Genomic DNA, 24,910 nt, shown 5'->3' with positions numbered 1-24,910 from the left:
TCATAACCCTCCTCAAGGCTAGGCGTCCCGTGAGGAAAATAACAGGCTGCCGCCGGAATGCCCTGGAGCCGGGCGGGGTTGACGCAACCATGAAGATTGAGATCTGGTCAGACGTCGCGTGCCCGTGGTGCTACATCGGCAAGCGCCGTTTCGAGACCGCCCTGGCACAGTTCCCCCACCGCGACTCCGTGGACATCGAATGGAAGAGCTACCAGCTGGATCCGTCCGTTCCGGGGCATTATGACGGCACGGAGCTGGACTACCTCAGCCAGCGCAAGGGCATGGCTCCGGAGCAGGTCAAGCAGATGTTCGCGCACGTCACGGAGACCGCCAAGGGCGAAGGCCTGGATTACCACTTCGACAAGGTGGTTGTGGCCAACAGCTTCACCGCCCACCGCCTCATCCACCTGGCTGCCGGCCACGGACGCCAGGACGCCGCCAAGGAACGACTGCTCAGCGACCACTTTGAGCACGGCAAGGACATCGGCAACCAGGAGTACCTGACGGAGCTCGGTGAAGCCCTCGGCCTGCCGGCACAGGAAGTTGCCGAACTCTTCACGTCCGACAAGTTCACGGACGAGGTCAATGAAGACATCAACGAGGCCCGTGCCATCGGCGTGACCGGCGTTCCGTTTTTCGTGATCGACCGCAAGTACGGCATCTCCGGTGCCCAGCCTGCCGAACTTTTCAGCCAGGCCCTGAACCAGGCATGGCAGGAAGCCAACCCGCTGATCCCGGTCGGCGCTTCCGACGCCGAGGCCTGCGGCCCGGACGGCTGCAGCGTTTAACCCAACGCGGGGTCACTTATGGCCCAAAATCCCCCTTGGGATAGGCCATAAGTGACCCCGCGTTGCTTTATTGGCGAGGGCTAGGCCTTCGCCACCTCAAGCTCGACGACGGCCCAGGACAAGGCGGGCAGCGTCAGGCGCAGCTCCGAACCAGTCGCCTTCACGCCATCCAGCGGCTTGAGCCCAACCCGGCCCGGCTGGTCCTGGCTGTTGATGGTGAAGCGGTCGCCGCCGTCGGGAATTTCCAGGACCTCGGCGCGGACCACCTGCCGGGCGTCGAACCCGCGCAGGGCGGTCTCGACGTCGGCCGCTTCCTCCAGGCCGCGGTTCGCGAAGAACAAGGCAACCCGGCCCGTTTCCTCGTTCCACGTTGCGCTGACGTCCACCAGGTCGGTGTCCCCGAACCGGTTGTTGGAGTACTTGTCCGAATCAACTGAGAGCCGCAGGATCTGTCCTGTGGCGAGCTCTGCCATCCGGGCGAACGGGTGGAAAATGGTCTGCTTCCAGGCCGGCCCGTTTTCCTCGGAAAGGATCGGTGCGATCACGTTGACCAGCTGCGCCTGGTTGGCGATCTTTACCCGGTCGCCATGGCGCAGCAGCGAGTTGAGCAGTGTCCCCACCACCACGGCGTCGGTCACGTTGTACTGGTCCTCGATGACACGCGGGTGTTCGCGCCACGGAGCCTTGACGATGTTGCTCAGCTGGTCCTCGGTGTCCCGGCCCCGCTGGTACCAGACGTTCCACTCATCAAAGGACAGGTTGATGTGCTTCTTGTGCTTGCCCTTGGCCCTGACGGCATCGGCCGTAGCGATCACTGACTCAATGAAGTAGTCGGTGTCGACGGCGGACGCCAGGAAGCTGCCGACGTCGCCCTCCTCCTCGAAGTAGTAGGCGTGGAGGGACACATAGTCCACTTCCTCATAGGTGTGCGTGAGGACGGTCTGCTCCCAGGCCCCGAAGGTGGGCATCCTGGAATTCGAGCTGCCGCACGCGACGAGTTCAATGGACGGATCCACGTATCGCATGGCCTTGGCGGCTTCCTGGGCCAGCCGGCCGTATTCATCGGCTGTCTTGTGCCCGATCTGCCACGGGCCATCCATCTCATTGCCGAGGCACCAAAGCTTGATGTCGAACGGGTCCTTGTGGCCGTTCTTTGCCCGGAGGTCAGACCAGTACGTGCCTCCGCTGTGGTTGGAGTACTCCACAATGGCACGGGCTTCCTCGACTCCCTTGGTGCCCAGGTTGATGGCTTCCATGATTTCGGTGCCGGCCTGCCTGGACCAGTCCACGAATTCGTGCAGGCCAAAGGCGTTGGTCTCCACGGTGTGCCAGGCGCCATCCAGGCGGCGGGGCCTGTTTTCCCGTGGACCGATCCCGTCTTCCCAGTTGTAGCCGGAGACGAAGTTGCCGCCGGGGTATCGGACAACGGTGGCGCCGAGTTCCTTGACGAGCTTGAGGACGTCCTGGCGGAAGCCGTGCTCGTCAGCCTCCGGGTGCCCGGGTTCGTAAATCCCGGTGTAGACGCAGCGGCCCATGTGCTCCACGAAGGAGCCGAAGAGCCGGCGGGGTACCTCCCCGATGGTGAAGTCGCGATCGAGGGTGATGCGTGCGCGGGACATGTATCTCCTTGGTTGTGTGTTTCAGGTCTGGTGGTGCAGCAATGCGGACCGGTCAGGTCCCGGCAAGTCCTGTGGTGGAAATGCCCTTGATGATCTGGCGTTGGAAGAACAGGAAGACGACAATCAGCGGCAGCGCGGCCAGCAATGCCGACGCCATGTTCTGGGCGTACTGCACGCCGTAGGCGCTCTTGATGGTCTGCAGGCCCACCGGAAGGGTCAGCAGGGAATCGTCGTTGGTGGAGATGAACGGCCACAGGAAGTTGTTCCACGCGCCGATGAACACAAAGATCGCGACGGCGGCCAGGATCGGCCGGGACAACGGCAGGATGATCTGCATGAAGATCCGGAGCCGGCTGGCCCCGTCCATCACGGCCGCTTCCTCGAGTTCACGCGGAATCTGGTCGAAGAACCTCTTGAGGACGAACACCATGGCGGGGTGGATCACCTGCGGAAGGATGATGGCCCACGGGGTATCGATCATCTTGAACGCGAGCATTTGGTAGAAAAGCGGGATCATGAGTACCGGCGGCGGCACGATGATGCTGGCGATGATGGCCGTCATCAGTACCTTCTTGCCCTTGAACTCGATCCGGGACAATGCATAAGCGATGAGGGCGGAGATCACCAGCGTGATGAGGGTGATCGCAGCGGAGGTGTAGAGCGAATTCCATGTCCAGAGCGGGATGTTGCCGGCTTGGAAGACGTTGGCAAAAGCGTCGAACGTAAAGCCCGACGGCGGGATCCAGCTGACCTTCGAGGCCGAGGCGTCCGCTTCGGATTTGAAGGCGGTGACCGTTGCCCAGGCGAAGGGAACCAACCAGAGGACAGCGAGGACGGCGGCGACCACGACGGCTGCGGCCTTGCCCACTGTCAGCTTCTTGCGTGGTTGGCGGATGACCTGGCCGGCAGTGCTGCGCGGGATGGATCGGGTGAGGGTTGTATTTGCCATGGCTATGCACTCCTGCGGCGGGTGATGACGAACTGCAAGGCAGAGACCAGCACGATCAGTCCGAAGAAGATGTAGGAGATGGCTGCGGAGTATCCCAGCCGGTATCCGGTAAACCCGGTTTCGAAGATGTACTGGACCACGGGCCTGGTCGATCCGCCCGGACCGCCGGACGTCATCTGGTAGATCTGGTCGAAGACCTTCAGGGAAGCGAGGATCTGGAGCAGCACGATCATCACCGTGGTGGGGGTGAGCTGTGGCAGCGTGATGGAGAAGAACTGCCGCCAGGCTCCGGCGCCGTCCAGCGATGCTGCCTCATAGTGCTGAGCGGGAATGTTTTGCATTGCCGCCAAGTACAGAAGGAAATTGAATCCCACGGTCCACCAGAGCGTTGCAATCACGATCGACCACATGGCCACATTGGGATCGTTGAGCCACCCGATCTTCGGGATGCCGAACTTGGACAGGAAATCGTTGATCAGTCCGAGCTGCGGGTTGTACATCCAGACGAAGAACAGGGAGACAACCGTGGATGCCAGAAGGAAGGGCGCGAAGTAGGAAAGCCGCCAAAGCCACTGGGCGGGAAGGCCGATGTTCAACAGCGCAGCCATCACCAACGCCACCAGCACCAATGGCACGGTGCTGATCACGGTGAAATAGAGCGTGTTTCCCAGGGAACGCCACATACCGGCGTCGGCAAAGGCCTCGGAGTAGTTGGAAAAACCAATGAGGACGTCGTTGGCTCCCGTGAGGGATTTGCCCGTCAGGCTCATGTAGAAGCCGTACAGGATTGGCCACACAAGGAACACGAGGAAGAAGACGAGGAACGGCGCCGCGAAGGTCCAGCCGCTCACGTTGTCCCTGCTGCTGCGCAGGGAGGGCCCGGCCTTGGTGCCGGGAGTGGGTTTTGTCCGTACTTGGCTGGTCTGCCGGGACACTGTAGAGGAACTCATGAAGGACTCCTTTGTCGCTCGGTGTGCTGTGCCGGTCAGACCGGGTTGGGCCGGGATAGAAGGTCGTTGGTGCGGGCCACGAAACCGTCCCACCCCTCAGCTGCTTTGCTGCGTCCCAGAAGTACGTTCTGGATGTACTCGGCAAAATAGTTCTGCCAGTCCGAGCCTGATCCGCTGAACCAGGCCTCGGGGTCGTAAGCGATGATGTCTGCGGCGTTGGCATAGTGGACTTGAGGGGTGAGTTCCCGGTATGCCTGCGACTGCACTACGGGCTGGTATGCCGGGATGTGCCCCGCCTCGGCCCACGACAACGAACCCTTGAGGATGTCGCTGACGAACTTGTAGGCGTCCTTGCGTTTTTCTTCATCCACCGCGAGTTGCCGTGGAAGCACGAAGGAATGCGAATCGGCGTACGACGCGGGCGTCCCGTAGAGGGTCGGGATGGTGGCAGCGTCAACCGGAAGCTTGGCCTTCTTCATGGTGGGCAGTTCCCAGCCGCCGCTGAAGAGCATTCCCGAGTCGCCCCTGACAAACTCGGCGATGCCGGTGTTGATGTCGTTGCCCTTGGCCGCGATCGTGTCATCAAAGAGCGACGCCATGAATTCCAGTGACTCAACGGCAGCGTCCCTGTCGGCCTGCATGGGCTGACCTGGAGTCAGTACGATCTCGGCCCCGTGCTGCTTGTAGAGCGTGTAGAACAGGCGCCACATTTGCGAGCCGAGGTTCAGGTATCCGAAGGAGAGGCCGTGGGCCTTGGTGACCTTTTGCATCTCCAGTGCCATGGCTTTGAATCCGTCCGGCGAGTTCACTTCCTGCAAGAGGCCGTTGCTTTCCAGGAGCCCCGCTTTACCGGCGATGTCCGTGTTGTAGAACATGATGAACGGGTGGGAGTCCAGTGCGAGCGAGAACACCTTTCCGTCCTGCTGGCTCTTTTCCCAGATACGCGGGGCAAAGTTCTCCGGCGTGATGCCGTTCTCTGCCAGCAGGCCCAGGTCCCAGGGCTCGATGAGGCCGCCGGGGGCATAGCCGGGAACCCGGCTGGCATGCATGATGGCTACTTCCGGCGGCCGTCCGCCGGCCGATGCCATGGCCAGCTTGGTGTAGTAGGGCGGTCCCCAGGCCAAGACCGTGGGGTGGACCTTGAAGCCCGGATTGGCGCTGTTGGCGTTGGCGATCATGGCCTGCATCTTGGTGCCGTCTCCCCCGGAGAGGAGGTGCCAGAAGTTGATGGTCGGGACGGCCGCGGCTCCCGCCGATCCGCCGCATCCTGTGAGGCCCGTGGCCAAAAGCCCGCCGCCCAGCAGCGCCGAGCCTGTCAATAGCTGTCTCCGGGACAAACTTCTCCCGGTCAAAGATTCAAACTGCTTCACCCGTCACTCCTTTGGAAGGGTCCGCTGAAAGGACACACAATGCTGCACGAAAGTCCGGCTTCGCTGCGTCTCCACGCGTGGGTAAAAGGTGGCCCCCGGGTGACGCAGGTCTCACATTACATCGTTGTAATAGGCAGGGCAAGAGAAATTGTTAGCGCCAACAATTTGTTTTTTCGGGAACCTATCGGGTGCTGTCCCGCTCTTCGATGCTGTACGGAACGGACACTATGCGCTGTCCATGGCCCCTGTCCGCCATACGTTCGGTGAGCAGGCGCAACGCCTCGGAAGCGATCATGCGTTTGTCAAAGGACACGGTGGTGAGCGACGGTACAGCGAACCGGCCATCGGCAATATCGTCAAAACCGGCCACAGCAATGTCCTCGGGAACCCGCACGCCGCGCTTCCACAAAGCGTTCAAGGCACCAAGGGCCATTGAATCCGTGAAGCAGAAGAGTGCCTCCGGCAGCGGGTTGCTGTCGAGATACCGCATGACGGACTCCGCCGCGGAGCCAGGCGTCCATTCATCGCAGGCGATCATGAGGGATTCGTCCCGCGGGATGCCCAGGGAGCGCAGGGCTGCCTCATATCCCTGGGTCCGTTGGATGGCGGTGGCCGATTTCCTTCCCTGGTTGATGCCCAGTACCGCTATGCGGCGCCGCCCCGGGCGGGCCAGGGCCAAGGTCATATCCCGGGCCGCGGCAAAGCTGTCCACAAAAACGCGGTCGGCGAGTTCTTGCGACACCTCACCCAACAGGACCACCGGAGGCAACGCCACACCCACCCGCACGGCACTCTCATCGAGAACAACGGGATTCAGGATCAGGCCATCGATCAGGTTGGCCCGCGCACGTGTCATCAGTTCCTGTTCCCGTTGGGGGTCGGAACCGGTTTCTTCAATCTGCACGCTCCAGCCCCGGGCATGGGCAACTTCAACGAGGCTTTGGGCGAGTTCCGCAGAGAACGGGGTGCCGAGGTTGGGCAATGCCAGGCCGATCACACCCGAGCGTCCATTGCGCAGTCCACGGGCCGAGAGGTTGGGGACGTAGTCCAGCTCCTGCATGGCCTGCTCAACCCTCAGCCGCGTAGGTCCACTCACCGGAACGATTCCGTTCATGACATTCGAGACCGTTTTGGGTGAGACCCCCGCGCGGCGCGCTACGTCTTTGACCGTTGCGCGCAAGACGCCCCCTTGCTGCAATGTTTCACGGATTTTCCCGTTTTCCACGATGTTACCGCCCTGTTCCCCGGGTACCGCGTCGGGACCCGGTTTGCTGACAGATCACTGTAAAGTGTCTATATGCCCAGGATCACGGCCCCCACGAACGCTGCCCAACGCGCCGAGACCCAACGTCGGATTCTCACGGCCTTCGGCGAGCTCCTCTTCACCCATGGCCTGCCCGGATTGACCATGACCGATGTCGCCCGCCATGCAGGCGTTGGCCGCACAGCGGTCTACAACTATTACGCGGACATGGAGCAGCTCCTCATCGCGTACGCCCTGGACGAGACCGAACGTTTCATCGTCGACCTCCGGGAATCCCTGGCCGCGCTCCAGAACCCGGTGGACCGGCTGGCCCTCTACGTCCGCGCGCAGGTGGAGGACCTCAGCCGACGCCACCTGCCGCCGGGTCCGGCCATGGCAGCCGTCCTCTCCCCCGGATCCTTTGCCAAGCTCGCAGACCACGTGGGCGACCTCAACGCCTTGCTCGAGGACATCCTCCGGGATGGTGTCCACCAGGGCTACCTTCCGGACATCGACGTCACCCAGCTCGCGCGGCTCATCCACGGCACACTGTCGGCAAGTGCCGCGCGACGCAACCGGACGCCCGACGGCGGGACTCCCCCGCCGCCCCCGGCCTCCGACGTCGGGCTTCTTGCCGCGCAAGAGGCGCAGACGGCTCAGACTGTGCGTTTCATCCAGTTGGGTGCGGGTGCGCGTTTCGACGACGCCGGCAGGCCGGTCCTGCTGGCCACCGCTACCCCAACTGTTTAGCGCCACCCAAACGGGCTAACGCCACGCAAATCCCCGCGTCGCCCACGACTTTGAGTGGCGAAAACCGGCAAGCGTGTCAGCCTGCGGGTCGTGTGGGGATGATGGGCCACTTGGAGTTGTCCGCGATCCGCAGTTCCTCACGCGGACAGAGGAGCTTGCCGGGAGTCTGATCCACCAGCTGCGGCTCCACCAGGCCCTCATAACCCGGGGTGATGATGACGTCCACCGATTCGTCTTCGCGGTTGTCCTGGAAATAGTCAGTCCCCGCCAGGTTGCGCTGGATGTTGAACGCGGCTGCTTGGCCCTTGACCCCGGACACCACCACGCCGATGCCTGAATATGTGGTGTCACTGTTGCCCACGGACGCCACTGTGTATCCACGGGCAGTGAACTGGTCGGCTACCGTTGCCGCGAGTCCGCCGCGGGACGTGGCATTGAGGACGTTGAGCCGCACGGTGTTGTTGGGCACGTAGTCGAAAGTGGTGGAAGGGCACAGGCTGGTGGGGGCTTTGCTGGCAATCGCCGTCGGGACTTTGATGACGCCGTTCATGACGGCCCAGGCACCAACTGCGCCCGCGGCGATCACTCCGAGCAACACCACCAGGACAATGCCGTGGAACAAACGACGCCCGAAGCTGCCTCGTCGGACCGGGGCGTCGTCGGCAAAGGTTGCCCGTAGCTCCGGCCCCGTCACAACACGGTGGCCATGGAGCTGCGTCACATCTTTGGGACGCTTACGTTTTTTTGGCCGGGAGTTATCCTCCCCCGGACCGGACAGCCTAGCCATCGATGACCAATACACGTGCGTGGATGGCAGTCCTTTGGTGCAGCGCCGTGCGGACCGCCCGGTGAAGACCGTCCTCGAGGTACATCACGCCCTGGTACTGGACCACGTGCGGGAACAGATCGCCAAAGAAAGTGGAGTCCTCCGCCAGCAATGCCTCCAGGTCCAAGGTCCGCTTGGTGGTGACCAGATCGTCCAGGCGGACAGGGCGCGGGGGCAGGGCAGCCCAGTCCCTGGGCGCGGAGTATCCATGGTCAGGGTACGGGCGTCCCTCGCCCACAGCTTTGAAGATCACCCTGCAAGCCTATGGAAGATACCGCCGTAACGGAACTTGTGACCCGCGGCACAGGCAGGTTGTAGCCAAAAGGTGACTATCCTTCGCGGGGCGTCACAGACGTCATAGCTGTGTGGTGGGTCTGCGGGACTGACAGAATAGGGGCATGACCCAACCGTTCCCAGGTACTGACCGTGCCGCTGCCCGCACCGAGCCCGCACTGGCCCTGCTGCTGGACGTCGATGGCCCCATAGCCAGCCCTGTGACGCGCGACGTCAAACCGGACATCATCGCCGACATGGTGGCCCTTGCCTCAGCCGGAATCCCGGTCATCTTCAACACGGGCCGCTCGGACGCGTTCATCGCCCAGCAGGTCATGGAACCCATGATCGCCGCCGGCATGCCCGCCAACACGGTGATCCACGCCATTTGCGAGAAGGGAGCCGTGTGGTTCAGCTACACCGCTGACGGCCCCGGCCCCATCCACGTGGACCACGAACTCGCGGTACCGAAGGCCTACGGCGACGATATCCGCCGGCTGGTGGCCGAGGATTACTCCGCCCACATGTTCTTCGATGAGACAAAGCGCGCCATGGTATCCGTGGAGCAGCACCTGAACGTAGCCAGCGCGGATTACCTGGCTGAACAGAAACTCTTCGACGCAGACGCCCTGGGCATCATGGAACGGCACGGCCTCAGTGCCGCCATCCTGGACCATCACGCGCCCGGATCCGATGACACTGCAGACTACCGTCTGGACCCCACCATCATCTCCACGGACATCGAGTCCGTGCGCCTGGGCAAGGACCTTGGAGCAAGCCGGGCCGTTGAACTCCTGGCAGCCCAGGGCATCACCCCGCTCTCCTGGCGCACCGTGGGAGATTCCCGGACGGACTACGCCATGGCAGACTGGCTACACCACAACGATCATGACGTGAAGCACGTAGATGTCCGGCCCGCGGACGGCATACCGGTGAAGCCCTACACCATCCTGACTGCCGCAGACCTTGACCTTGCAGAGGACGTGATCCACGACGACGCCGGCGGAGCGTTCCTCCGCAGCTGGCGCGAGGCCCTGGCCATCTAGCGGCGACGCAGCACCACCTACACCCAGAAACACCGAAGATCCCGGAGAAACAGCCATCACACAAGCACAGGTCGATCCGATTTACCACGGCAGCCCTTCCGTCGAAGAGGACACGATTGCGGAGGCGGTTTCGCCTGCCGTCGTCGCGCATCTCAAGCACAGGTCCGACGTCGTCCGTCACCGTGGGCGGTACGCCCTGATCAACAGCGACCTGACACCTCAACAGGCCATGGTTTCGGACCTCTTGGCTGTGCGGGCCGCGCTGGATGCCGCAGGAATCGATTTCATCCTGGTGCGGGGCAACGACGAACGTCCGGTCATCGCCGTCGACTGGGAGTCCCGCAAGGACGTCCGGGATGCACTGGCTGCTGCCTTCAAGAATGAGCCCTTCTACGCCATGACGGTGGACGCCAGGAAGAAGACCTCCGTGCTGGTGGCCGACGGCGAACTCTCGGCCAACAGGAAGGCCCGGATCTTCCGCCTGTACCGCCCCCGCGTCGAGGTCGGCGGCGGGCTTTGGTACGGCCCCGCATTAGGCGTCCAGCTTGAGCTGTGGAGGTTCGAAGGCGACCACCTGGAACTCCCCGTGGAGAACTCACTGACGCGCCGGACCATGCTCCGGCAGGACGCCGTCCGCGGAACCGTGCAGCGGCATGGTTTGGCTTGGCCCACTATCGAGAACATGTTCGCCGACCACGCCAGTGACATCGATTTCGACGTCGACATCGTCTTTTCCTGGGTTGATGGCAGCGATCCCGAGTACATCGCACGCAGGCGCGCCCAGCAGGCCGAAGCCGTCCTTGGTGAAGGCGATGACCATGAGGCCCGATTCCGGCAGATCAACGAACTCAAGTACGCGCTGCGTTCGGTGCACATGTTTGCGCCGTGGATCCGGCGGATCTTCATTGCCACCGATTCTCCCGCCCCCGAGTGGCTGGCCGACCACCCTGCCGTGACGATCGTTCGGAGCGAGGAATTCTTCGCCGATCCTTCCGTGCTGCCCACCCACAACTCCCAGGCAGTGGAGTGCCAGCTCCACCACATCGAGGGCCTGTCCGAGCACTTCCTGTACTCGAATGACGACATGTTCTTTGGCCGGCCCGTGGGCCCGGACATGTTCTTCACGCCCGGCGGCATCACCAAGTTCATCGAAGCGGACACCCGCATCGGCCTGGGCGAGAACGACGCCGAACGCAGCGGCTTTGAGAACGCCGCCCGCGTCAACCGCAAGCTTCTCTGGGAACGGTTCGGCCGCATCACCACGCGGCACCTGGAGCACACCGCTGCCCCGTTACGGCGCAGCGTGGTGGCACAGATGGAGAAGGAATTCCCCGCCGAGTTCGCCAAGACCGCAGGCAGCCGTTTCCGCGCCGCGGACAACATCTCGGTCACCAACTCGCTGTACCACTATTACGCCCTGCTGACCGGCCGCGCCGTGACACAGACCGCCGCCAAGGTCAGGTATGTGGACACCACCATGTGGGCCGGGCTGCACTACCTGCCCAAGCTTTTGGCCAAGCGTCACATGGACTTCTTCTGCCTGAACGACGGCAGCTTCCCTGAGGTTGACTCGGAAGAACGAGCTGAGCTGGTGACCGACTTCCTGGAGAAGTACTTCCCGGTCAAGGCGCCTTGGGAGAAATAAGCGGCAAGGACGACGTCAGGGTTCCCGGGGAAGTGTGGGCCCCCACCCGGGACTCGCGCGGGATGCGGATGCCGGCAGCGGCCAGTCGCCGCTGAACCTCCGCCGCGTCCACGGGTTCGCCCACGGTGACACCGCCGGACATCGGCACCACGGAGTGCACAATGGTGTGCTCGTACACGTGGATCATGTTGTAGGACTGGGCGCCGTCGCGTCCCCGTTGCCCGCCCGCGCGCACGCCCAGGTCCTGGGTGTAACACGTCGCCGAGGCGACGGACACCGGGATGCCGGCGAAGCTCGCCGTCGTGGAGTAATGCAGGTGTCCACCCAGGATGGTCCGGACGTCGGTATTACGGACGACGGCGGCCAGAGCGGCCTGGCCGCGCAGCTCCACCAGGACCGCGAGGTCCTGCACGCACGGGACCGGCGGGTGGTGCAGCGCCAGGATGGTGCCGTCCGGCGCCGGGGTCGCGAGCTCGGCTGCCAGCCAGTCCAGCTGGGCCTCGGACAGTTCACCGTAATGGTGGCCCGGGACCGTGGTGTCCAGGGTAATGATGCGGAGTCCATCGACGAAGTAGCTGCGGTCAACAGGGTCCTGCGGCTGGCTTGCCTCCGAGGCGTCCAAGAAGGCGGTGCGGAAGTTGGCCCGGTTGTCATGGTTTCCCATGGCCCAGATCGCCTTGGCACCCAGGGCGTCGCAGACCGGCTCTATCATGACGCGGAGGCGCTTGTAGGCTTCGAGCTCGCCCTTGTCCGCGAGGTCGCCGGTAAAAATGATGGCCGCGGGCTTGATCCGGGAAGCAATGATCTGTTGGCAGATCTCCTGCAACCGGGCAGAACTGTCGACTGAGCCGTGGAGCGTGCCTGGACCACCCACCAGGTGAAGATCGCTCAAGTGCAAAAGCACATGACCTGGGTGGGGGTACTCTGCCTCGATGAGCTCCATAGCTTGCCTTAGCGTTTGGTGGGAGACGGCGTCTCCCGTGTCAATCCAGTAGGGCCAATCCAACCAGACAACAAGCCAACAACTGGCTAATTTCCGGCGGAATGTTGGAAAATTACTTTCCTCCCTTCAGGTTTGGCGGCTTACGCCAACGCCTTTTCCACTGCCGTCAAAAGGTCTTCGGAGTCAGGCTCCACTGCGGATGGGAATCTCCCCACGAGTTCTCCCGCCCGGTTGATGACGAACTTTTCGAAGTTCCACTTCACCTTGACGGGCTGGCCGTCGTCGTCCCGGGTGAGCTCGGCGAAAAGGGGGTGCTGCTCCTTGCCCAGGACGTTCGCCTTGCTGGTCAGCGGGAACGTGACACCAAAGTTACGCTCGCAGAACTCCGCGATCTCCGCATCTGCACCCGGCTCCTGGCCGCCGAACTGGTTGCAGGGGACGCCGAGAATCTCCAGTCCCTGCCCGCGGTACTTGCCGTACAGTTCCTCAAGGCCCGCGTATTGACGGGTGAAGCCGCACTCCGAAGCCACATTCACCACCATTACAGCCTTGCCCTGGAACCGTCCGAAGTCACCTTCGGAGCCGTCATTGAACGTGATGGGAATGCTGTAAAGGCTGGTCATGGGATTCGCTTCCTGACGTCTTCGGCTGGCGGGATCGCCGCCATCGAGCTTACGGGAGCCGGCTGAGGGCCACGAAATGCAGGCCCTTGCGGTTTTTAGGGAGCGGGAATGACGAGCGTGGACAAAGGCACTATTACGCCGTCCGGCCGCTGGACCAGGTCCGGTGCGATCAGGATGTAACCGGGCGGGAGCGTCACAACCGGAAGCGCGGACGGGAGGACCGCCACCGGCGTCGGCGCGGGTGCCGGGGCCACAGGCGTCGGAGCGGGTGCCACGGCTTGCGTAACCGTAGGAACGATCGGTGCCACCGCAGGTGCCGGCTCCACGACCGCGGATGCAGGTGCGGGCGGTGCGGGTGCGGGCGGTGCGGGTGGTTCGACGACGGCGGCCGGCGGCGGTGCGACAGCTGACTGGACGGTTGGTGCCTGGACGGTTGATACCGGATCCGTCGGCGCAACGGGAGCTGTGGTGGTTTCAGGAACCGCGGGCGGGGACGTCGGAGTATCGGTGGGTGTCGGCGTGATTGTCGGCGTCGGGGTGACCGTCGGCGTCGGGGTGACCGTCGGCGTGGGAGTCGCTGTGGGGGTCGGGGTGACCGTCGGCGTCGCGGGGGCTGTCGGCGTCGCCGTCACGGACGGTGACGGTACCGGCGTCGTGGTTTGTGGCGGTGACGTCACCACGGGGCCGGGTGGGTTGACCGAGGTGACGGGCGGGACCGCCACTGGCGGCGCGACGGGTTCTTCGTGTTCGCCGCCGATGACGGCGCGGTTGGTTCCGTCGGCAACGGGGACGGCCCACTGGGGCGCGGAGGCTCCCGTGCCAACTCCCGGCTGGTAGTTCACGAACGTCATGGTTTGCAGCGGATCCACCTGCTTTATGGGCAGGTACGTCCAACCGTTGGGGTTGGTGTGGAGTCCGTTCACGATTGTTTCGAAGTGGAGGTGGCATCCCGTGGACCAACCGGTGGTGCCAACCTCGGCAATGACTTCGCCGACGCGGACCGACTGGCCCTGCGTCACTCCGATGGCTTGAAGATGGTTGTAGGTGGTGACCAGGCCGTTGCCGTGTTCGATCTCCACCCGGTTGCCGCCACCCCAGATGTGCCAGCCAACCGCGCGGACCACGCCGGCGTCGGCCGCATAAACACGCGTTCCGCAAGCTGCAGCGTAGTCCTGCCCCCAGTGGAACTCACCGGCCAGCCCGGTCAGTGGGCTGTAGCGGTAACCGTAGGGGGAACTAGGATTGAGGACTTCGAGAGGGGCGTAGAGGCTGCCGGCGGGCGGACGGGAGAGTCCGGCCGAAGCCACCGTCAGCCCGGTGGAACCGTCCTTGCTTACTGTCCGGACCATCGCCCGGTCAAAGAAGACCATTGGCGTGCCGGGCGTTTGCTCGGGGGGCGCCTGTGTGGGGTCAATGACCATGGTTTCGGCTTCCGGCGGGGTAAGGCTCCCCAATGCCGTGGGGCCTACGACGCCCTGGGCAACTGTTCCGTCCACATTTCCTACGGGGACGGACGTCAGGGGCTGGAAGCCGAAGGCGAAGAAGGCCAGGGCCGCAAGGCATCCGGCGATAAGAACGCGGCGGAATTTTTCAGTGCGGATCAGGTCAATCGCCCGGTCTGATTCATGATGCTTGCCCACAAAACACTCCCCAAAGCCAGCGGCACCAAACCCCAGCCTGGCGTGCAAGCACCATTGTTGCGGGTATCACCTCAGAAATAAAGGCTTCGCGGGCGCCGTGGAGCGAAAGGTTGGATCAGTTTTTGCTCAAGACGTCTTGAGCTTCGCCGGGGGCGCTTTTGCTGTGGATACTCATGGAAACCGACAGGCTCGAAAAGCACCCCTACCGTCGAGTGAATGCGTTGCGTTAAGGGCTCCTTTACCAGCAGTTTTGCGGGCGGGCCTTCGCGCGGGCGGGTCTTCGGGAAACCCTGGAACGCAGGGAGTATTGATGCGCGCCGAGTGAGTATCGACGGCCGCCGGTGAGGACTCCCTTGGGTTCTTGCGGTGATTGCACGACTTAGCGGAGGGGGCATCGAAATGCAGGACTGGAAGACCGTGAAAATAGACACCGGCATCGACATCTACTTCTGCGACCCGCGCTCACCTTGGCAACGCGGCATCAACGAAAACACCAATGGCCTCCTGCGCCGGCACTTCCCCAACGGCACCGACCTGAGCATCCACAGCGCCGAAGACTTCGACTGGGTCGCACAGGAACTCAACGACCGACCACGCAAAAGACTAGAGTTCAGAAAACCGATCGAACTGATCGAAGGACTCCTGTTGCAATAACAGCCTGAATCCGCCGATCCCTTTGCGGGAAGCGCCACATGACTAGAGGTCTTGCTACGGTAACGGCACCATGAGCGTTTCAGAAAGACTCCAGCAATCAGCCGATCGGTTCCTTTGCGGCGACGAGTCCATGCATGCTGCACAGGCGTTGGAACGAGTTCTTATCGACGAGTATCTCGGCGACGACCGGACGGAAGAGTTGCTGTACGTTCTTTCGCTGTATTCGCCTGGAAGCAGTGTGCCTTACTCCGAGGCATCAGACGTTCGTCCTCTGGTTCTTTCAACACTGGAAAGTCTGGCCAAAAAGGGTTGATCTAAGGCGACTGTGATGGGCGCACTGTAAAGGATCCTGGCCGAACGCAGGACCCTCTTATATGCGCAGAAGCGTGTCGCGCACAGATACGTGCTCACCGACCTGCACCACTAATTCGCCGCCCAGTCCTTCCCAACGCGACCAGACGCGGAACTCAATGACGCCGCGCTCGTCGCGCACGCTGATCTTGACCGGGGTCTCTCGCTCGACAGCAAGCCGCGCTACGGCACCGTCCAGCCAGCGGACGCTCACTGATCCAGCGATCTCATCCCAGGTCAGTGTCACAGTGCATCCGTCGTTAGCCCTCGCGACCAAGGAAACTACCCCAGACTGATCAGACGGCTCGACCGCAATCCCGAGGCCACTCAGGTCTCCAAGCCTCGGAACCTCAAGCTGCGCGCTCATAAGCACATGTTGTCACACGCGCGGCAAATGACGGGGGCTCTGCTGCACGTTGAGCGATCCTTGGATCCTTCACCGGGCACTCCCACCGCAGCCCTGCAGCGGCTGGAGGGGCAACCCTGTACGGGCGCCAGCAAGCATCCGCCGCCGAAAGTGAATTGAACTGAGAGGATAGGGACCATGCGAGGAAATGTGTGGGCGTGGGCCAGCGCTCTGATTGGGGCTGCAATTGTGGTGCTGATCTTCTTTTTTCGGCACCGAATACGGGACCTGGATCGACGAAGCTGGCTCCCTTAGTGTTGAGCCCCCAACCTTTATCCTTCCGTTCGCCATCGGCGGACTTGGCTTTGTGCTCCTGATCGGTGGCGTCATCGCGGGATCAAAGGGAATGCCGAGCGCCGCAAGTTCCGGCCGCGAAGCTAGGCGCTAACGCTAGCGGTCACATCAGAGCAACGCGCTCCTACTGCGTCGTAGAGCGCAGAAGTACTTAGCCGATCGGCATGCGGACGCTAGGGCCCTTTCACACGGGTAGTGAATTGGAGCTGGATGCTCTTGAGCTCGGCGCGTGGAAGCACGGCCGTCACGACGCCGCCGGTTGCTAGTTGGGCGCCGACGCCGTAGACGAACGGGTCCGTATCAACCTCCGCACCGGGCACACTGACTCCATTGATGACGATTCTGGCCTGACTGTTGACCACCCGACCGGTTATTGGGGGTGCGTGTTGGTCCCAAGGTTTGCTGCCCGGCCAAATCTCCTGCCGGTACTGATTCATCAGGATGTGGTTGACATGGTCAACCAGGAGGCATTGAACCGATGAACGCTCGGATGGAGCGCGGTGCCAGACGGTTCGCACGGCCTCCCACAGTTGCGGGTAGCGCAGTCGCTCCACCTGCTCGATCAGCCAGCGCGGCCGGGGCCATGGCGGAACTTCCTCGATCGATCTGCGTGTCTTTTCGTCGAGGTCTGCAAGGTTTACCGGGTCTGAGCGATCATCCGGGTTTCGCCAGAGAGTGTAGGTGATGCTTGCGGTCATATCGCTGTATCCACGATCATCCAAGCAATAGGTCAGCCCGACGGAGTCCGTGTCCTCCAGCGAAGGTTGGGGCGCGAGTCCAATGATCGGAATGGGCATGAGTTTGAGATTGTCGGCCCATGCGACACGGGGGTCAGGGGCGTCCTCAGGAAGAATGCCGGCCTCTCTCATGGCTCGACTATGAACCAACATAGGGCACGTGTAAACGGGCCTAAGTTTTCGAGTGTCAATGTTCCACTGAGGGAGCCCCCCTCGGGACGCCCAGGGTTTGCCCGCGGCCGGATCAGCCCAGGTTTTCCTTGAGCAGCGCGCGGTGTTCGACGGCGGCGGTGGAGTGGAGCGCACGGCCCGCCTCAGTAAGTTCCAGGAACAGCGAGCGGCGGTCCTCTTCGCAGGTCTGCCGGGACACCAAGCCTGCCTTTTCCAAGCGGTCCACCACTTTGGAGACAGCACTTTGCGTCATGGGGGTCCGCTCCCCCAGGGACTTCATGCGGCACGACGACTCTTCGCTCTCGGCCACGAGGTCAAGGATTTCGAACTCATTGAGGCCGATGTCGAATTTGGCTTCCAGGGCGCGGTCGATTGCTCCTGCGGTTCGGAAGTAGGAGCTCTGGATGTCGCGCCACTGCTCGACCAGTTCACGGTCTTCCAGCTGGCGGTCACGCGTCGTTGCCATGCCCCGATTCTAGTTCATGAACCACTTAAAATCCACGTCATAAGATTCCGCGTCATATTCCTTGTCATTGAATGACGTGTCATATAGATTGATCGCATGACCTCACCCACCACCCTCAAAACCTCTGCCGAGCCGCCCTTGGTTTCAGCTGTTCGCTGGACCCGGGCCCAATGGCTCCTGTTGATGGTCGTCTGCACCGTCCTGGCCTTGGACGGGCTGGACGTGTCCATGGTCGGCGTCGCGCTTCCATCCATCGGACAAGAACTCCACCTCGGAACCGATTCGCTGCAGTGGATCGTCTCCGCCTACGTCCTTGGTTACGGCAGCCTGCTGCTCCTTGGTGGCCGCCTCGCGGACCTGTTGGGCCGCCGTCGAATCTTCCTCATCGCCTTGACGGTGTTCGCCGCAGCGTCGCTCCTTGGCGGCCTGGTGGACGACCCCGCCGTCCTGATCGCCACACGTTTCGTGAAGGGCCTCGCAGCGGCCTTCACCGCACCTACCGGATTCTCGATCATCACCACGAACTTCGCCGAAGGACGCGAGCGCAACAAGGCGCTGTCCATCTTCACAACATTCGGAGCCAGCGGATTCTCGCTGGGACTGGTGGTCGGCGGCCTGATGACCAGCCTCAGCTGGCGCTGGACCTTCCTGGTCTCCGTCCCGATCGCCGTCGTCGTGGTCCTGCTGGGGATCAAATTCATCCCCAAGGACAAGCCGTCCGCCGAAAACAGCGGACACGACATCTGGGGTGCGGTGACGCTGGCACTGGGCATGCTCGGCCTTGTGTACACCTTGGTTTCAGCACCGGAGCAGGGCTGGGGATCTGTGGCAACAATCGCCGGGTTCGCAGTTTCTGTCGCCGTGCTGGCAGCCTTTGCAATCATTGAAAACAAGGTCAAGCATCCGCTGATCCGTTTCGGCATCCTGAAGGAAGGCTGGGTAGCAAGGGCCAACCTCAGCGCCGTGGGACTGTTCGGGTCCTACCTGAGCTTCCAGTTCATCGTCACCATGTTCCTGCAGTCCGTCCTCGGCTGGACACCGTTGGGTATGGCGCTGGCCCTGCTGCCGGCCGGCCTTCTGGTGGCCACCAGCGCACCGTTTGCGGACCGGCTCATTGAAAAGTTCGGGGCCACGCAGCTGATCCTCACCGGCCTTACCGCCCTCGGCCTGGGTTACGTCCTCTTCCTCCGCGTGGGCATAACTCCGAACTACGCCCTGGACATCCTGCCCTCGGTGGTCCTGCTGGGCGTCGGCTTTGCCCTGGCCTTCCCTTCCATCAACGTCCAGGCCACAGCCGGGATCAAGGACTCCGAACAGGGACTCGCTGCGGGCCTGATCCAAACGAGCACCCAGGTTGGGGCGGCACTGGTCCTGGCCGTCACCACCGCGCTGGTCAGCGGTCACGGCCAGGCCGCGGGAACCGTCAGCGCCCAAGCCATGCTGGAACAGTCTTATGAGCCCTTCATAAGGGCATTAGCTGTACAAAAACTCCCTCTGTACGGTCTGGCGAATCTGCGGTCTCATGGGATGCATGAGGAATTACCTCACTGAGTACCGCCACGAATTGCAGCGCACGTTCACCGGCACGTCGGGGACGCCGCCTGAGTGGGTGCCGCGCCTGGCGGAAGGGAACGACGCCGGATATCACCTCCCGGGCTCGGCCGTCTGGGCGGTTCACGGCCACGTCGCCACCATCGTGGCAGGCATCCGGGTCCTGCTGATGCAGGCCCTCCACCCCGGCGCGCTGGCCGGAGTGTATGAGCACTCGGGTTTCCAGAAGGACCCCTTGGGTCGCCTGGCTAACACGGTCCGGTGGATCTTCACCGTGACCTACGGATCCACCGAAGCGGCCGAGTCCGCAACCGCCGTGGTGCGCAGGATCCACGAACGCGTCCGCGGGACCTATGTGGACGGGCTCGGCGTCCAACGACCGTACGCGGCCAATGATCCCGAACTCCTCCGCTGGGTCCACGTCACCTACGCCGACTCGTTCCTCACGGCCAACCGCATTTGGGGTGCTGCCATCCCGGGCGGGGCCGACGCCTACGTCCGCGAATGGGCTGCGGCAGGCCGACTCATCGGCGTTCAAGATCCGCCGCTCACCGAAGCGCAGGTCCGTGACGAGCTGGAGGGTTGGTACGCCTCCGGCATCCTCCGGGCGGATGACCGCCTGGCAGAGACCGTCTCGTTCATTCGGCACCCTCCCCTGAGCCCGCTCCTCAAGCCCGGCTACCGCATACTGTTCGCGGCCGCCGTCGCAAGCCTTGAACCGAAGTACAGGGAACTGCTGGGGCTCCAGCGCGCCCAGCTGGGCTTCGTCCCGCTGCCGGTCATCACGGCGGCGAGGGTGGTGCTGGGCATGGTCCGGCTCGCCCTGGGATCACACGGCCCCAGCGAACAGGCGGCGCGGCAAAGACTGCAACGTCTCGGCTACGCCGCCTGACATCACCCAGGGGCGAGCTCTCACCCTTTTGGGGACTCCGCGAAATGCCAAAAGCCAACCCCTCAGCGGGACCTCACCTTGTGTGTGGTTCGCCGAGGGGTTGGCTTTCAACCTTTTACGGGCATTCATTGTGCCGAGAGCTCACCCCTCGGCGCGCGAACTAGATCAGGTGATCCGACAGGTGGTTCGGGGTGCCGAAGCGGTGGGCCGTGATGGACACCGCCTGCTCGCGGAGGAACGGCAGCATCTCGATCCGTCCGGCCTGGGTCACGGCGCCGTGGTACACCGCGACGTCGGGACGGCCACCCATCGCTGCGCTCAGCGCGGCGAAGTCGCCACCGATCAAGCGGATCCGGCCGGCGTCGAAGTTGGCCGCACGGCCCAGCCACGCGGCGTCGTCCTCGATCCGCACGTTGACGCCCAGACCGGCGAAAGCGGTCACCACAGCGTCAGGAAGTGCGACGGCGGAGCTCACCGTGAGCTTCGAGCCCGCCACTGCACCGGCTGCCACAACGCGGATCAGCTCAGCGAGCCGCTCGCCTTCGGAGAGGCGGATGGTCACGGGCAGGGACCGGTAACGGAAGACGTTGCGCTCTGCGGTCAGTGCGGAGACGTCCTTGCAGGTGCCGAACTCGGATTCCCAGGCTGCTGCGTCGCTGAAGAGTGCCTGCTGGAGGGTCTCGTATTCCTCGGCGGTCACGTCAGCGGACTTGGCTGCAGCGAGGAGCTGGGCAGCAGCACCCTGAAGGACGGTGCCCCGCTGCCCCTTGGCCTCGGCTGGTACCCACGAGCCGAGCCCGATCAGGTAGTTCGGTCCGCCTGCCTTGGTTCCTGCACCGACGGCCGACTTCTTCCAGCCACCGAACGGCTGGCGCTGCACGATTGCACCGGTGATGCCGCGGTTGACGTACAGGTTTCCGGCCTGGATCTTGTCCAGCCAGACACCCATTTCAGCTGAGTCCAGGGAGTGCAGGCCGGCGGTGAGGCCGTACTCGATCTCGTTCTGGATGGCGATGGCTTCTTCGAGGGTTTCAGCGGTCATGACACCCAGCACAGGGCCGAAGAACTCGGTCAGGTGGAAGTAGGAGCCACGCTTGACGCCCGAACGGATGCCCGGGGACCACAAGCGGCCTGTCTCGTCGAGGCGCTCGGGCTTGATGGCCCAGGTTTCGCCGTCGCCCAAGGTGGTGAGGGCGTTCAGGAGCTTGCCGTTGGCGGGCTCGATGATCGGCCCCATCTGCGTGGTGGCGTTCTCCGGGTAGCCAACGGTCAGGGAGCGCGCGGCGTCGATCAGCTGGTTGTGGAAGCGGGCGCTCTTCGCGACCGAGCCCACCAGGATCACCAGGGATGCGGCCGAGCACTTCTGGCCCGCGTGGCCGAACGCCGAGTACACGACATCCTTGGCTGCGAGGTCAAGATCGGCGCTCGGGGTGACGATGATGGCGTTCTTGCCGGAGGTCTCGGCGAGCAGCGGCAGGTCCTGGCGGAAGGAGCGGAACAGCTCAGCGGTTTCATAGCCACCGGTGAGGATCACGCGGTCAACGCTCGGGTGCGAGACCAGCTGGGTGCCCAGTTCACGCTCTTCGAGCTGCACCAGCGCCAGAACTTCACGCGGCACACCGGCTTCCCACAGGGCGTCCACCATGACCGAACCGGACCGGCGGGCCTGCTTTGCAGGCTTGATCACGACGGCGGAACCTGAGGCGAGCGCTGCGAGCGTCGAGCCTGCGGGGATCGCCACCGGGAAGTTCCACGGTGGTGTCACCACGGTGAGGTTCGCTGGGACGAATGTGGCGCCGTCGACCGTTTCCAGGTCCTTGGCGCGCTCGGCATAGTAGTGCGCGAAGTCGATTGCTTCGCTGACCTCGGGGTCGCCCTGGTCGATGGTCTTGCCGGTTTCGGAAGCCATGACCTCCAGGAGTTCGGCGCGTCGGGCCTCAAGGACTTCACCGGCGCGGTGCAGGATGGCTGCCCGCTCGGCTGCGGGACGGGCGCCCCAGGCCTTCCCGGCGTCAACGGCGGAGGCAATGATCTGGTCCAGCTGGGCGGCGTCGGAAACCTTGGTGGATTCGACGATCTTGTTCCCGGCCGTGGATCCCGGGATGCGCTTGAGGATGTCGCGGCCCCAGGCACGGTTTGCCGGGAGTGCCGGGTCGGTGTCAGGGGTGTTGCGGAAGCCCTCGGTGGGGGCGGGTTCGGCCGGAAGGCGGCGGTCCTGCTGGCGGTTGGGCCCCGGAACTTCACTCTTCATGTTGGCCAGTGAGCTCAGGAAGCGCTGCTGCTCGCGCTTGAAGAGACTCTCATTTTCACTGAGTTCGAAGACCGCGGACATGAAGTTTTCCTGGCTCGCACCCTCTTCGAGGCGGCGGATCAGGTAGGCGATGGCGACGTCGAACTCGCCCGGGTGGACCACCGGTGTGTAGAGCAGAAGGCTGCCGACATCCTTGCGGACCGCGGTGGCCTGGCCTGTTGCCATGCCCAGGAGCATTTCAAACTCGATGCCCTCAGTAACCCCGCGCTGCTTGGCCAGGAGCCAGGCGAAGGCAACATCGAAGAGGTTGTGACCGGCGACGCCGATGCGGACGGCGTCAACGCGCTCCGGGGTGAGGGCGTAGTTGATGACGTTCTTGTAGCTGGTGTCCGAGTCCTGCTTGGTGCCCCAGGTAGCCAGCGGCCAGTCGTGCAGCGAGGCTTCAACCTGCTCCATGGGGAGGTTGGCACCCTTGACGACGCGGACCTTGATGGGTGCGCCACCTTCGGCGCGACGGGCGGAGGCCCACTCCTGCAGTTCCTGCATGGCACCAAGTGCGTCAGGCAGGTAGGCCTGGAGGACAATGCCGGCTTCCAGGTTCTTGAACTCCGGCATGTCCAGGATGCGCTTGAACACCGCGATGGTCATGCTGAGGTCCTTGTATTCCTCCATGTCCAGGTTGATGAACTTGGGCTTGGGGAAGGACGCTGCGAGGCGGTAAAGCGGGGTGAGCTTCTCAACAACGTGGTCGACGGCTTCGTCGAAGGCCCACGGGGAGTGCGGAGCAACTGTGGAGGATTCCTTGATGGAGACGTAGTCAACGTCCTCGCGGGCCAGCAGCTTCAGGGTGCCTTCCAGACGACGCTGGGCTTCGTGCTCGCCCAGGACGGCTTCGCCGAGGAGGTTCACGTTCAGGTGCACGCCGTCCTGGCGGATCTTGGCGATGGCCGGACCGAGCTTGGCGTCGGTGGCGTCAACGATCAAGTGGCCCACCATCTCGCGGAGCACGCGGCGGGCGATCGGGATGACAATCTGCGGCAGGATCGGGGCCATGACGCCACCCACCCGGACAGCGCTGCGCATGTACCAGGGAAGGAACTTGGGAACCTTCGGGGCGAGCTCGGCGAGTTTACGGCCGGCGACCGACAGGTCCTCGGGGCGGATTACGCCGTCGACGAATCCAACCGTGAAGTCAAGGCCGTTCGGATCCTTCAGGACGCCGGCGAGGCGCTGGGCGGAGACGTCCACGGGGATCTTGCCGGCTTCAGTCAACCAGTGGCGGACCAAAGCAATGGCTTCCTGGGCCAGAGCATCGAACTGCCCCGATTCCTCGGTGCGCGGGGCGGTGGCATCCGGGAGGGTGCTGGTCATGGGGGCTCCTTCTGAGACGGAGAAGTTTGTTTGTTTCCATCAGTATGGATCTACAATCTCATTAGGAAAAGCGATCTTTTCTGACGAATATTGATTACCCATCCCGAACCTTTGGAGGCCGCCTTGCTGGATGTCCGCAGGCTGCGTTTGCTGCACGAGCTGAAGATCCGCGGGACCCTGGCCGAGGTCGCCGACGCGATGCAATACAGCCCTTCATCGGTATCCCAGCAATTGACGCTCTTGGAGAAGGAAGCCGGGGTGGAACTGCTGCGCAAGGCGGGCCGCCGGGTCCAGTTGACGCCCCAGGCCGAGATCCTCGTGGCACACACCGCAGCGCTGCTGGAGACCCTGGAACGGGCGGAAACCGAGCTCGCTGCATCCCTGTCCATGGTGACCGGGACCGTGCGCCTGGCCGTGTTCCAGTCCGCAGCACTGGCGCTGCTGCCCGATTTCCTCAGCATCATGCGCCGGGAGTACCCGGAAGTGCGCGTGGAAATGACCCAGCGCGAGCCCGAGACCGCCCTCTACGAAACGTGGGCCCGCGACTTCGATCTGGTGGTAGCCGAGCAATACCCCGGCCATGCCGCGCCGCACCACAGCGGACTGGACCGGGTCACGCTGACCAGCGATGCCATCCGGCTGGCCACTCCCCCGGTCGGGCTGGGCGGCGAAACAGTTGCGACCCTGGCCGACACGGCCTCGATGCCGTGGGTCATGGAACCCCGTGGTGCCGCTTCAAGGCACTGGGCCGAGCAGGCGTGCCGCTCCGCAGGCTTCGAACCGGACGTGCGCTACGAAACGGCCGACCTCCAGGCGCAGATCCGGCTCATCGAGTCCGGAAATGCCGTGGCCCTCATGCCGGACCTCGTCTGGACCGGGCGAAGCAGGACGGTCCAGCTCCTGGATCTTCCGGGCCTGCCGAAACGGACCGTGTTCACCTCCACCAGGACAGCCGGCAGAATCCACCCGGCCACCGCAGCGTGCCGCGAGGTACTGGAACGCGTGGCGGCAACCCAGCAGCAGGACGCCGAACAACAGGCGGACGCAGGCTAGCCAGGCTCAGCCGCCGCGTCCAGGGAACGCAAAAGGCCCCGGTCCACT

The 24,910-nt window shown here is 63.4% G+C and carries 22 protein-coding genes and 1 pseudogene; 9 read left to right on the top strand and 14 right to left on the bottom strand.

Annotated features, from left to right (window positions below; all coding sequences use genetic code 11):
• Nucleotides 1–89 precede the first annotated feature (89 nt).
• Nucleotides 90–788, top strand: a complete 699-nt coding sequence (locus AB4Y81_RS19545; protein WP_055976992.1) for a DsbA family oxidoreductase — start codon at nucleotides 90–92, stop codon at nucleotides 786–788.
• Nucleotides 789–868: 80 nt separating this feature from the next.
• Here the strand turns inward: AB4Y81_RS19545 and arfA are convergent, their stop codons facing one another.
• From arfA to AB4Y81_RS19520, 5 genes are all read right to left on the bottom strand, one after another.
• Entirely contained in the window at nucleotides 869–2,407 is a 1,539-nt protein-coding gene (gene arfA, locus AB4Y81_RS19540) for an arabinosylfuranosidase ArfA (RefSeq protein ID WP_018778070.1), read from the bottom strand.
• Nucleotides 2,408–2,459: 52 nt separating this feature from the next.
• Nucleotides 2,460–3,356, bottom strand: coding sequence for a carbohydrate ABC transporter permease (locus tag AB4Y81_RS19535; RefSeq protein ID WP_018778071.1), 897 nt, complete (start codon nucleotides 3,354–3,356; stop codon nucleotides 2,460–2,462).
• Between the two features lie 2 nt (nucleotides 3,357–3,358).
• Complete coding sequence (locus AB4Y81_RS19530) at nucleotides 3,359–4,306, bottom strand: carbohydrate ABC transporter permease (RefSeq protein WP_055976999.1); 948 nt, start codon at nucleotides 4,304–4,306, stop codon at nucleotides 3,359–3,361.
• Between the two features lie 35 nt (nucleotides 4,307–4,341).
• The gene (locus AB4Y81_RS19525) at nucleotides 4,342–5,676 is read right to left on the bottom strand and encodes an extracellular solute-binding protein (protein ID WP_026267213.1); all 1,335 of its coding nucleotides are present in this window, start codon (nucleotides 5,674–5,676) and stop codon (nucleotides 4,342–4,344) included.
• A gap of 181 nt (nucleotides 5,677–5,857) precedes the next feature.
• Nucleotides 5,858–6,856, bottom strand: a complete 999-nt coding sequence (locus AB4Y81_RS19520) for a LacI family DNA-binding transcriptional regulator (RefSeq protein ID WP_039239608.1) — start codon at nucleotides 6,854–6,856, stop codon at nucleotides 5,858–5,860.
• Nucleotides 6,857–6,973: 117 nt separating this feature from the next.
• On the opposite strand from AB4Y81_RS19520, the gene AB4Y81_RS19515 reads away from it, so the two are divergent.
• Nucleotides 6,974–7,669, top strand: coding sequence for a TetR/AcrR family transcriptional regulator (locus tag AB4Y81_RS19515; protein ID WP_018778075.1), 696 nt, complete (start codon nucleotides 6,974–6,976; stop codon nucleotides 7,667–7,669).
• Between the two features lie 76 nt (nucleotides 7,670–7,745).
• On the opposite strand, the gene AB4Y81_RS19510 is transcribed toward AB4Y81_RS19515, so the two are convergent.
• Both AB4Y81_RS19510 and AB4Y81_RS19505 read right to left on the bottom strand, forming a co-directional pair.
• Nucleotides 7,746–8,390, bottom strand: coding sequence for a LytR C-terminal domain-containing protein (locus AB4Y81_RS19510; RefSeq protein WP_020608530.1), 645 nt, complete (start codon nucleotides 8,388–8,390; stop codon nucleotides 7,746–7,748).
• Between the two features lie 58 nt (nucleotides 8,391–8,448).
• Nucleotides 8,449–8,748 carry a type II toxin-antitoxin system VapB family antitoxin gene (locus AB4Y81_RS19505; protein ID WP_018778077.1) on the bottom strand — a complete coding sequence of 100 codons (300 nt, stop codon included), beginning with the start codon at nucleotides 8,746–8,748 and terminating at the stop codon, nucleotides 8,449–8,451.
• 145 nt (nucleotides 8,749–8,893) lie between these two features.
• Here AB4Y81_RS19505 and AB4Y81_RS19500 point away from each other — a divergent pair, with 145 nt between their 5' ends.
• Entirely contained in the window at nucleotides 8,894–9,814 is a 921-nt protein-coding gene (locus AB4Y81_RS19500) for a hypothetical protein (RefSeq protein WP_055977010.1), read from the top strand.
• 229 nt (nucleotides 9,815–10,043) lie between these two features.
• Nucleotides 10,044–11,459: a stealth family protein gene (locus tag AB4Y81_RS19495; protein WP_018778079.1), complete on the top strand. Its 1,416-nt coding sequence runs from the start codon at nucleotides 10,044–10,046 to the stop codon at nucleotides 11,457–11,459.
• On the opposite strand, the gene AB4Y81_RS19490 is transcribed toward AB4Y81_RS19495, so the two are convergent.
• The 3 genes from AB4Y81_RS19490 to AB4Y81_RS19480 all read right to left on the bottom strand — a co-directional run bounded on the left by AB4Y81_RS19490 (nucleotide 11,437) and on the right by AB4Y81_RS19480 (nucleotide 14,665).
• On the bottom strand, nucleotides 11,437–12,402 hold the full coding sequence (locus AB4Y81_RS19490; protein ID WP_441996602.1) for a phosphodiesterase: 966 nt from the start codon (nucleotides 12,400–12,402) through the stop codon (nucleotides 11,437–11,439). The genes AB4Y81_RS19495 and AB4Y81_RS19490 overlap by 23 nt on opposite strands.
• A gap of 140 nt (nucleotides 12,403–12,542) precedes the next feature.
• Entirely contained in the window at nucleotides 12,543–13,025 is a 483-nt protein-coding gene (locus tag AB4Y81_RS19485) for a glutathione peroxidase (protein WP_018778081.1), read from the bottom strand.
• A 95-nt stretch (nucleotides 13,026–13,120) separates the two neighbouring features.
• Nucleotides 13,121–14,665, bottom strand: coding sequence for a M23 family metallopeptidase (locus AB4Y81_RS19480; RefSeq protein WP_441996600.1), 1,545 nt, complete (start codon nucleotides 14,663–14,665; stop codon nucleotides 13,121–13,123).
• 390 nt (nucleotides 14,666–15,055) lie between these two features.
• Between AB4Y81_RS19480 and AB4Y81_RS19475 the strand changes: the two are divergent.
• Nucleotides 15,056–15,319 (top strand): annotated as a pseudogene (locus AB4Y81_RS19475) (IS30 family transposase); the annotation flags it as partial.
• A gap of 70 nt (nucleotides 15,320–15,389) precedes the next feature.
• Nucleotides 15,390–15,632 carry a hypothetical protein gene (locus AB4Y81_RS19470; RefSeq protein WP_144027634.1) on the top strand — a complete coding sequence of 81 codons (243 nt, stop codon included), beginning with the start codon at nucleotides 15,390–15,392 and terminating at the stop codon, nucleotides 15,630–15,632.
• Nucleotides 15,633–15,689: 57 nt separating this feature from the next.
• Here AB4Y81_RS19470 and AB4Y81_RS19465 read toward each other — a convergent pair whose 3' ends face one another.
• From AB4Y81_RS19465 to AB4Y81_RS19455, 3 genes are all read right to left on the bottom strand, one after another.
• Nucleotides 15,690–15,917: a hypothetical protein gene (locus AB4Y81_RS19465; protein ID WP_055977018.1), complete on the bottom strand. Its 228-nt coding sequence runs from the start codon at nucleotides 15,915–15,917 to the stop codon at nucleotides 15,690–15,692.
• Between the two features lie 626 nt (nucleotides 15,918–16,543).
• Nucleotides 16,544–17,239 (bottom strand): hypothetical protein, encoded by a 696-nt coding sequence (locus AB4Y81_RS19460; RefSeq protein ID WP_055977024.1) that lies wholly within the window; start codon nucleotides 17,237–17,239, stop codon nucleotides 16,544–16,546.
• A 112-nt stretch (nucleotides 17,240–17,351) separates the two neighbouring features.
• The gene (locus AB4Y81_RS19455) at nucleotides 17,352–17,744 is read right to left on the bottom strand and encodes a MarR family winged helix-turn-helix transcriptional regulator (protein WP_018778087.1); all 393 of its coding nucleotides are present in this window, start codon (nucleotides 17,742–17,744) and stop codon (nucleotides 17,352–17,354) included.
• 96 nt (nucleotides 17,745–17,840) lie between these two features.
• Here AB4Y81_RS19455 and AB4Y81_RS19450 point away from each other — a divergent pair, with 96 nt between their 5' ends.
• On the top strand, nucleotides 17,841–19,295 hold the full coding sequence (locus tag AB4Y81_RS19450) for an MFS transporter (protein WP_441996598.1): 1,455 nt from the start codon (nucleotides 17,841–17,843) through the stop codon (nucleotides 19,293–19,295).
• Complete coding sequence (locus AB4Y81_RS19445) at nucleotides 19,267–20,187, top strand: oxygenase MpaB family protein (RefSeq protein WP_064722852.1); 921 nt, start codon at nucleotides 19,267–19,269, stop codon at nucleotides 20,185–20,187. Before AB4Y81_RS19450 ends, AB4Y81_RS19445 begins: the two co-directional genes overlap by 29 nt.
• A gap of 160 nt (nucleotides 20,188–20,347) precedes the next feature.
• Here the strand turns inward: AB4Y81_RS19445 and AB4Y81_RS19440 are convergent, their stop codons facing one another.
• Entirely contained in the window at nucleotides 20,348–23,809 is a 3,462-nt protein-coding gene (locus AB4Y81_RS19440; protein WP_441996595.1) for a proline dehydrogenase family protein, read from the bottom strand.
• 123 nt (nucleotides 23,810–23,932) lie between these two features.
• Between AB4Y81_RS19440 and AB4Y81_RS19435 the strand changes: the two genes are divergently transcribed.
• On the top strand, nucleotides 23,933–24,862 hold the full coding sequence (locus AB4Y81_RS19435; RefSeq protein WP_055977164.1) for a LysR family transcriptional regulator: 930 nt from the start codon (nucleotides 23,933–23,935) through the stop codon (nucleotides 24,860–24,862).
• The last annotated feature ends 48 nt before the right edge of the window (nucleotides 24,863–24,910 follow it).

The sequence above is a fragment of the Paenarthrobacter sp. TAF1 genome (assembly GCF_052113825.1).
Classification (GTDB): Bacteria; Actinomycetota; Actinomycetes; order Actinomycetales; family Micrococcaceae; genus Arthrobacter; species Arthrobacter nicotinovorans.
The sequence above is the reverse complement of the archived record's forward strand: the minus strand, read 5'-3'. Positions and strand labels throughout refer to the sequence as shown.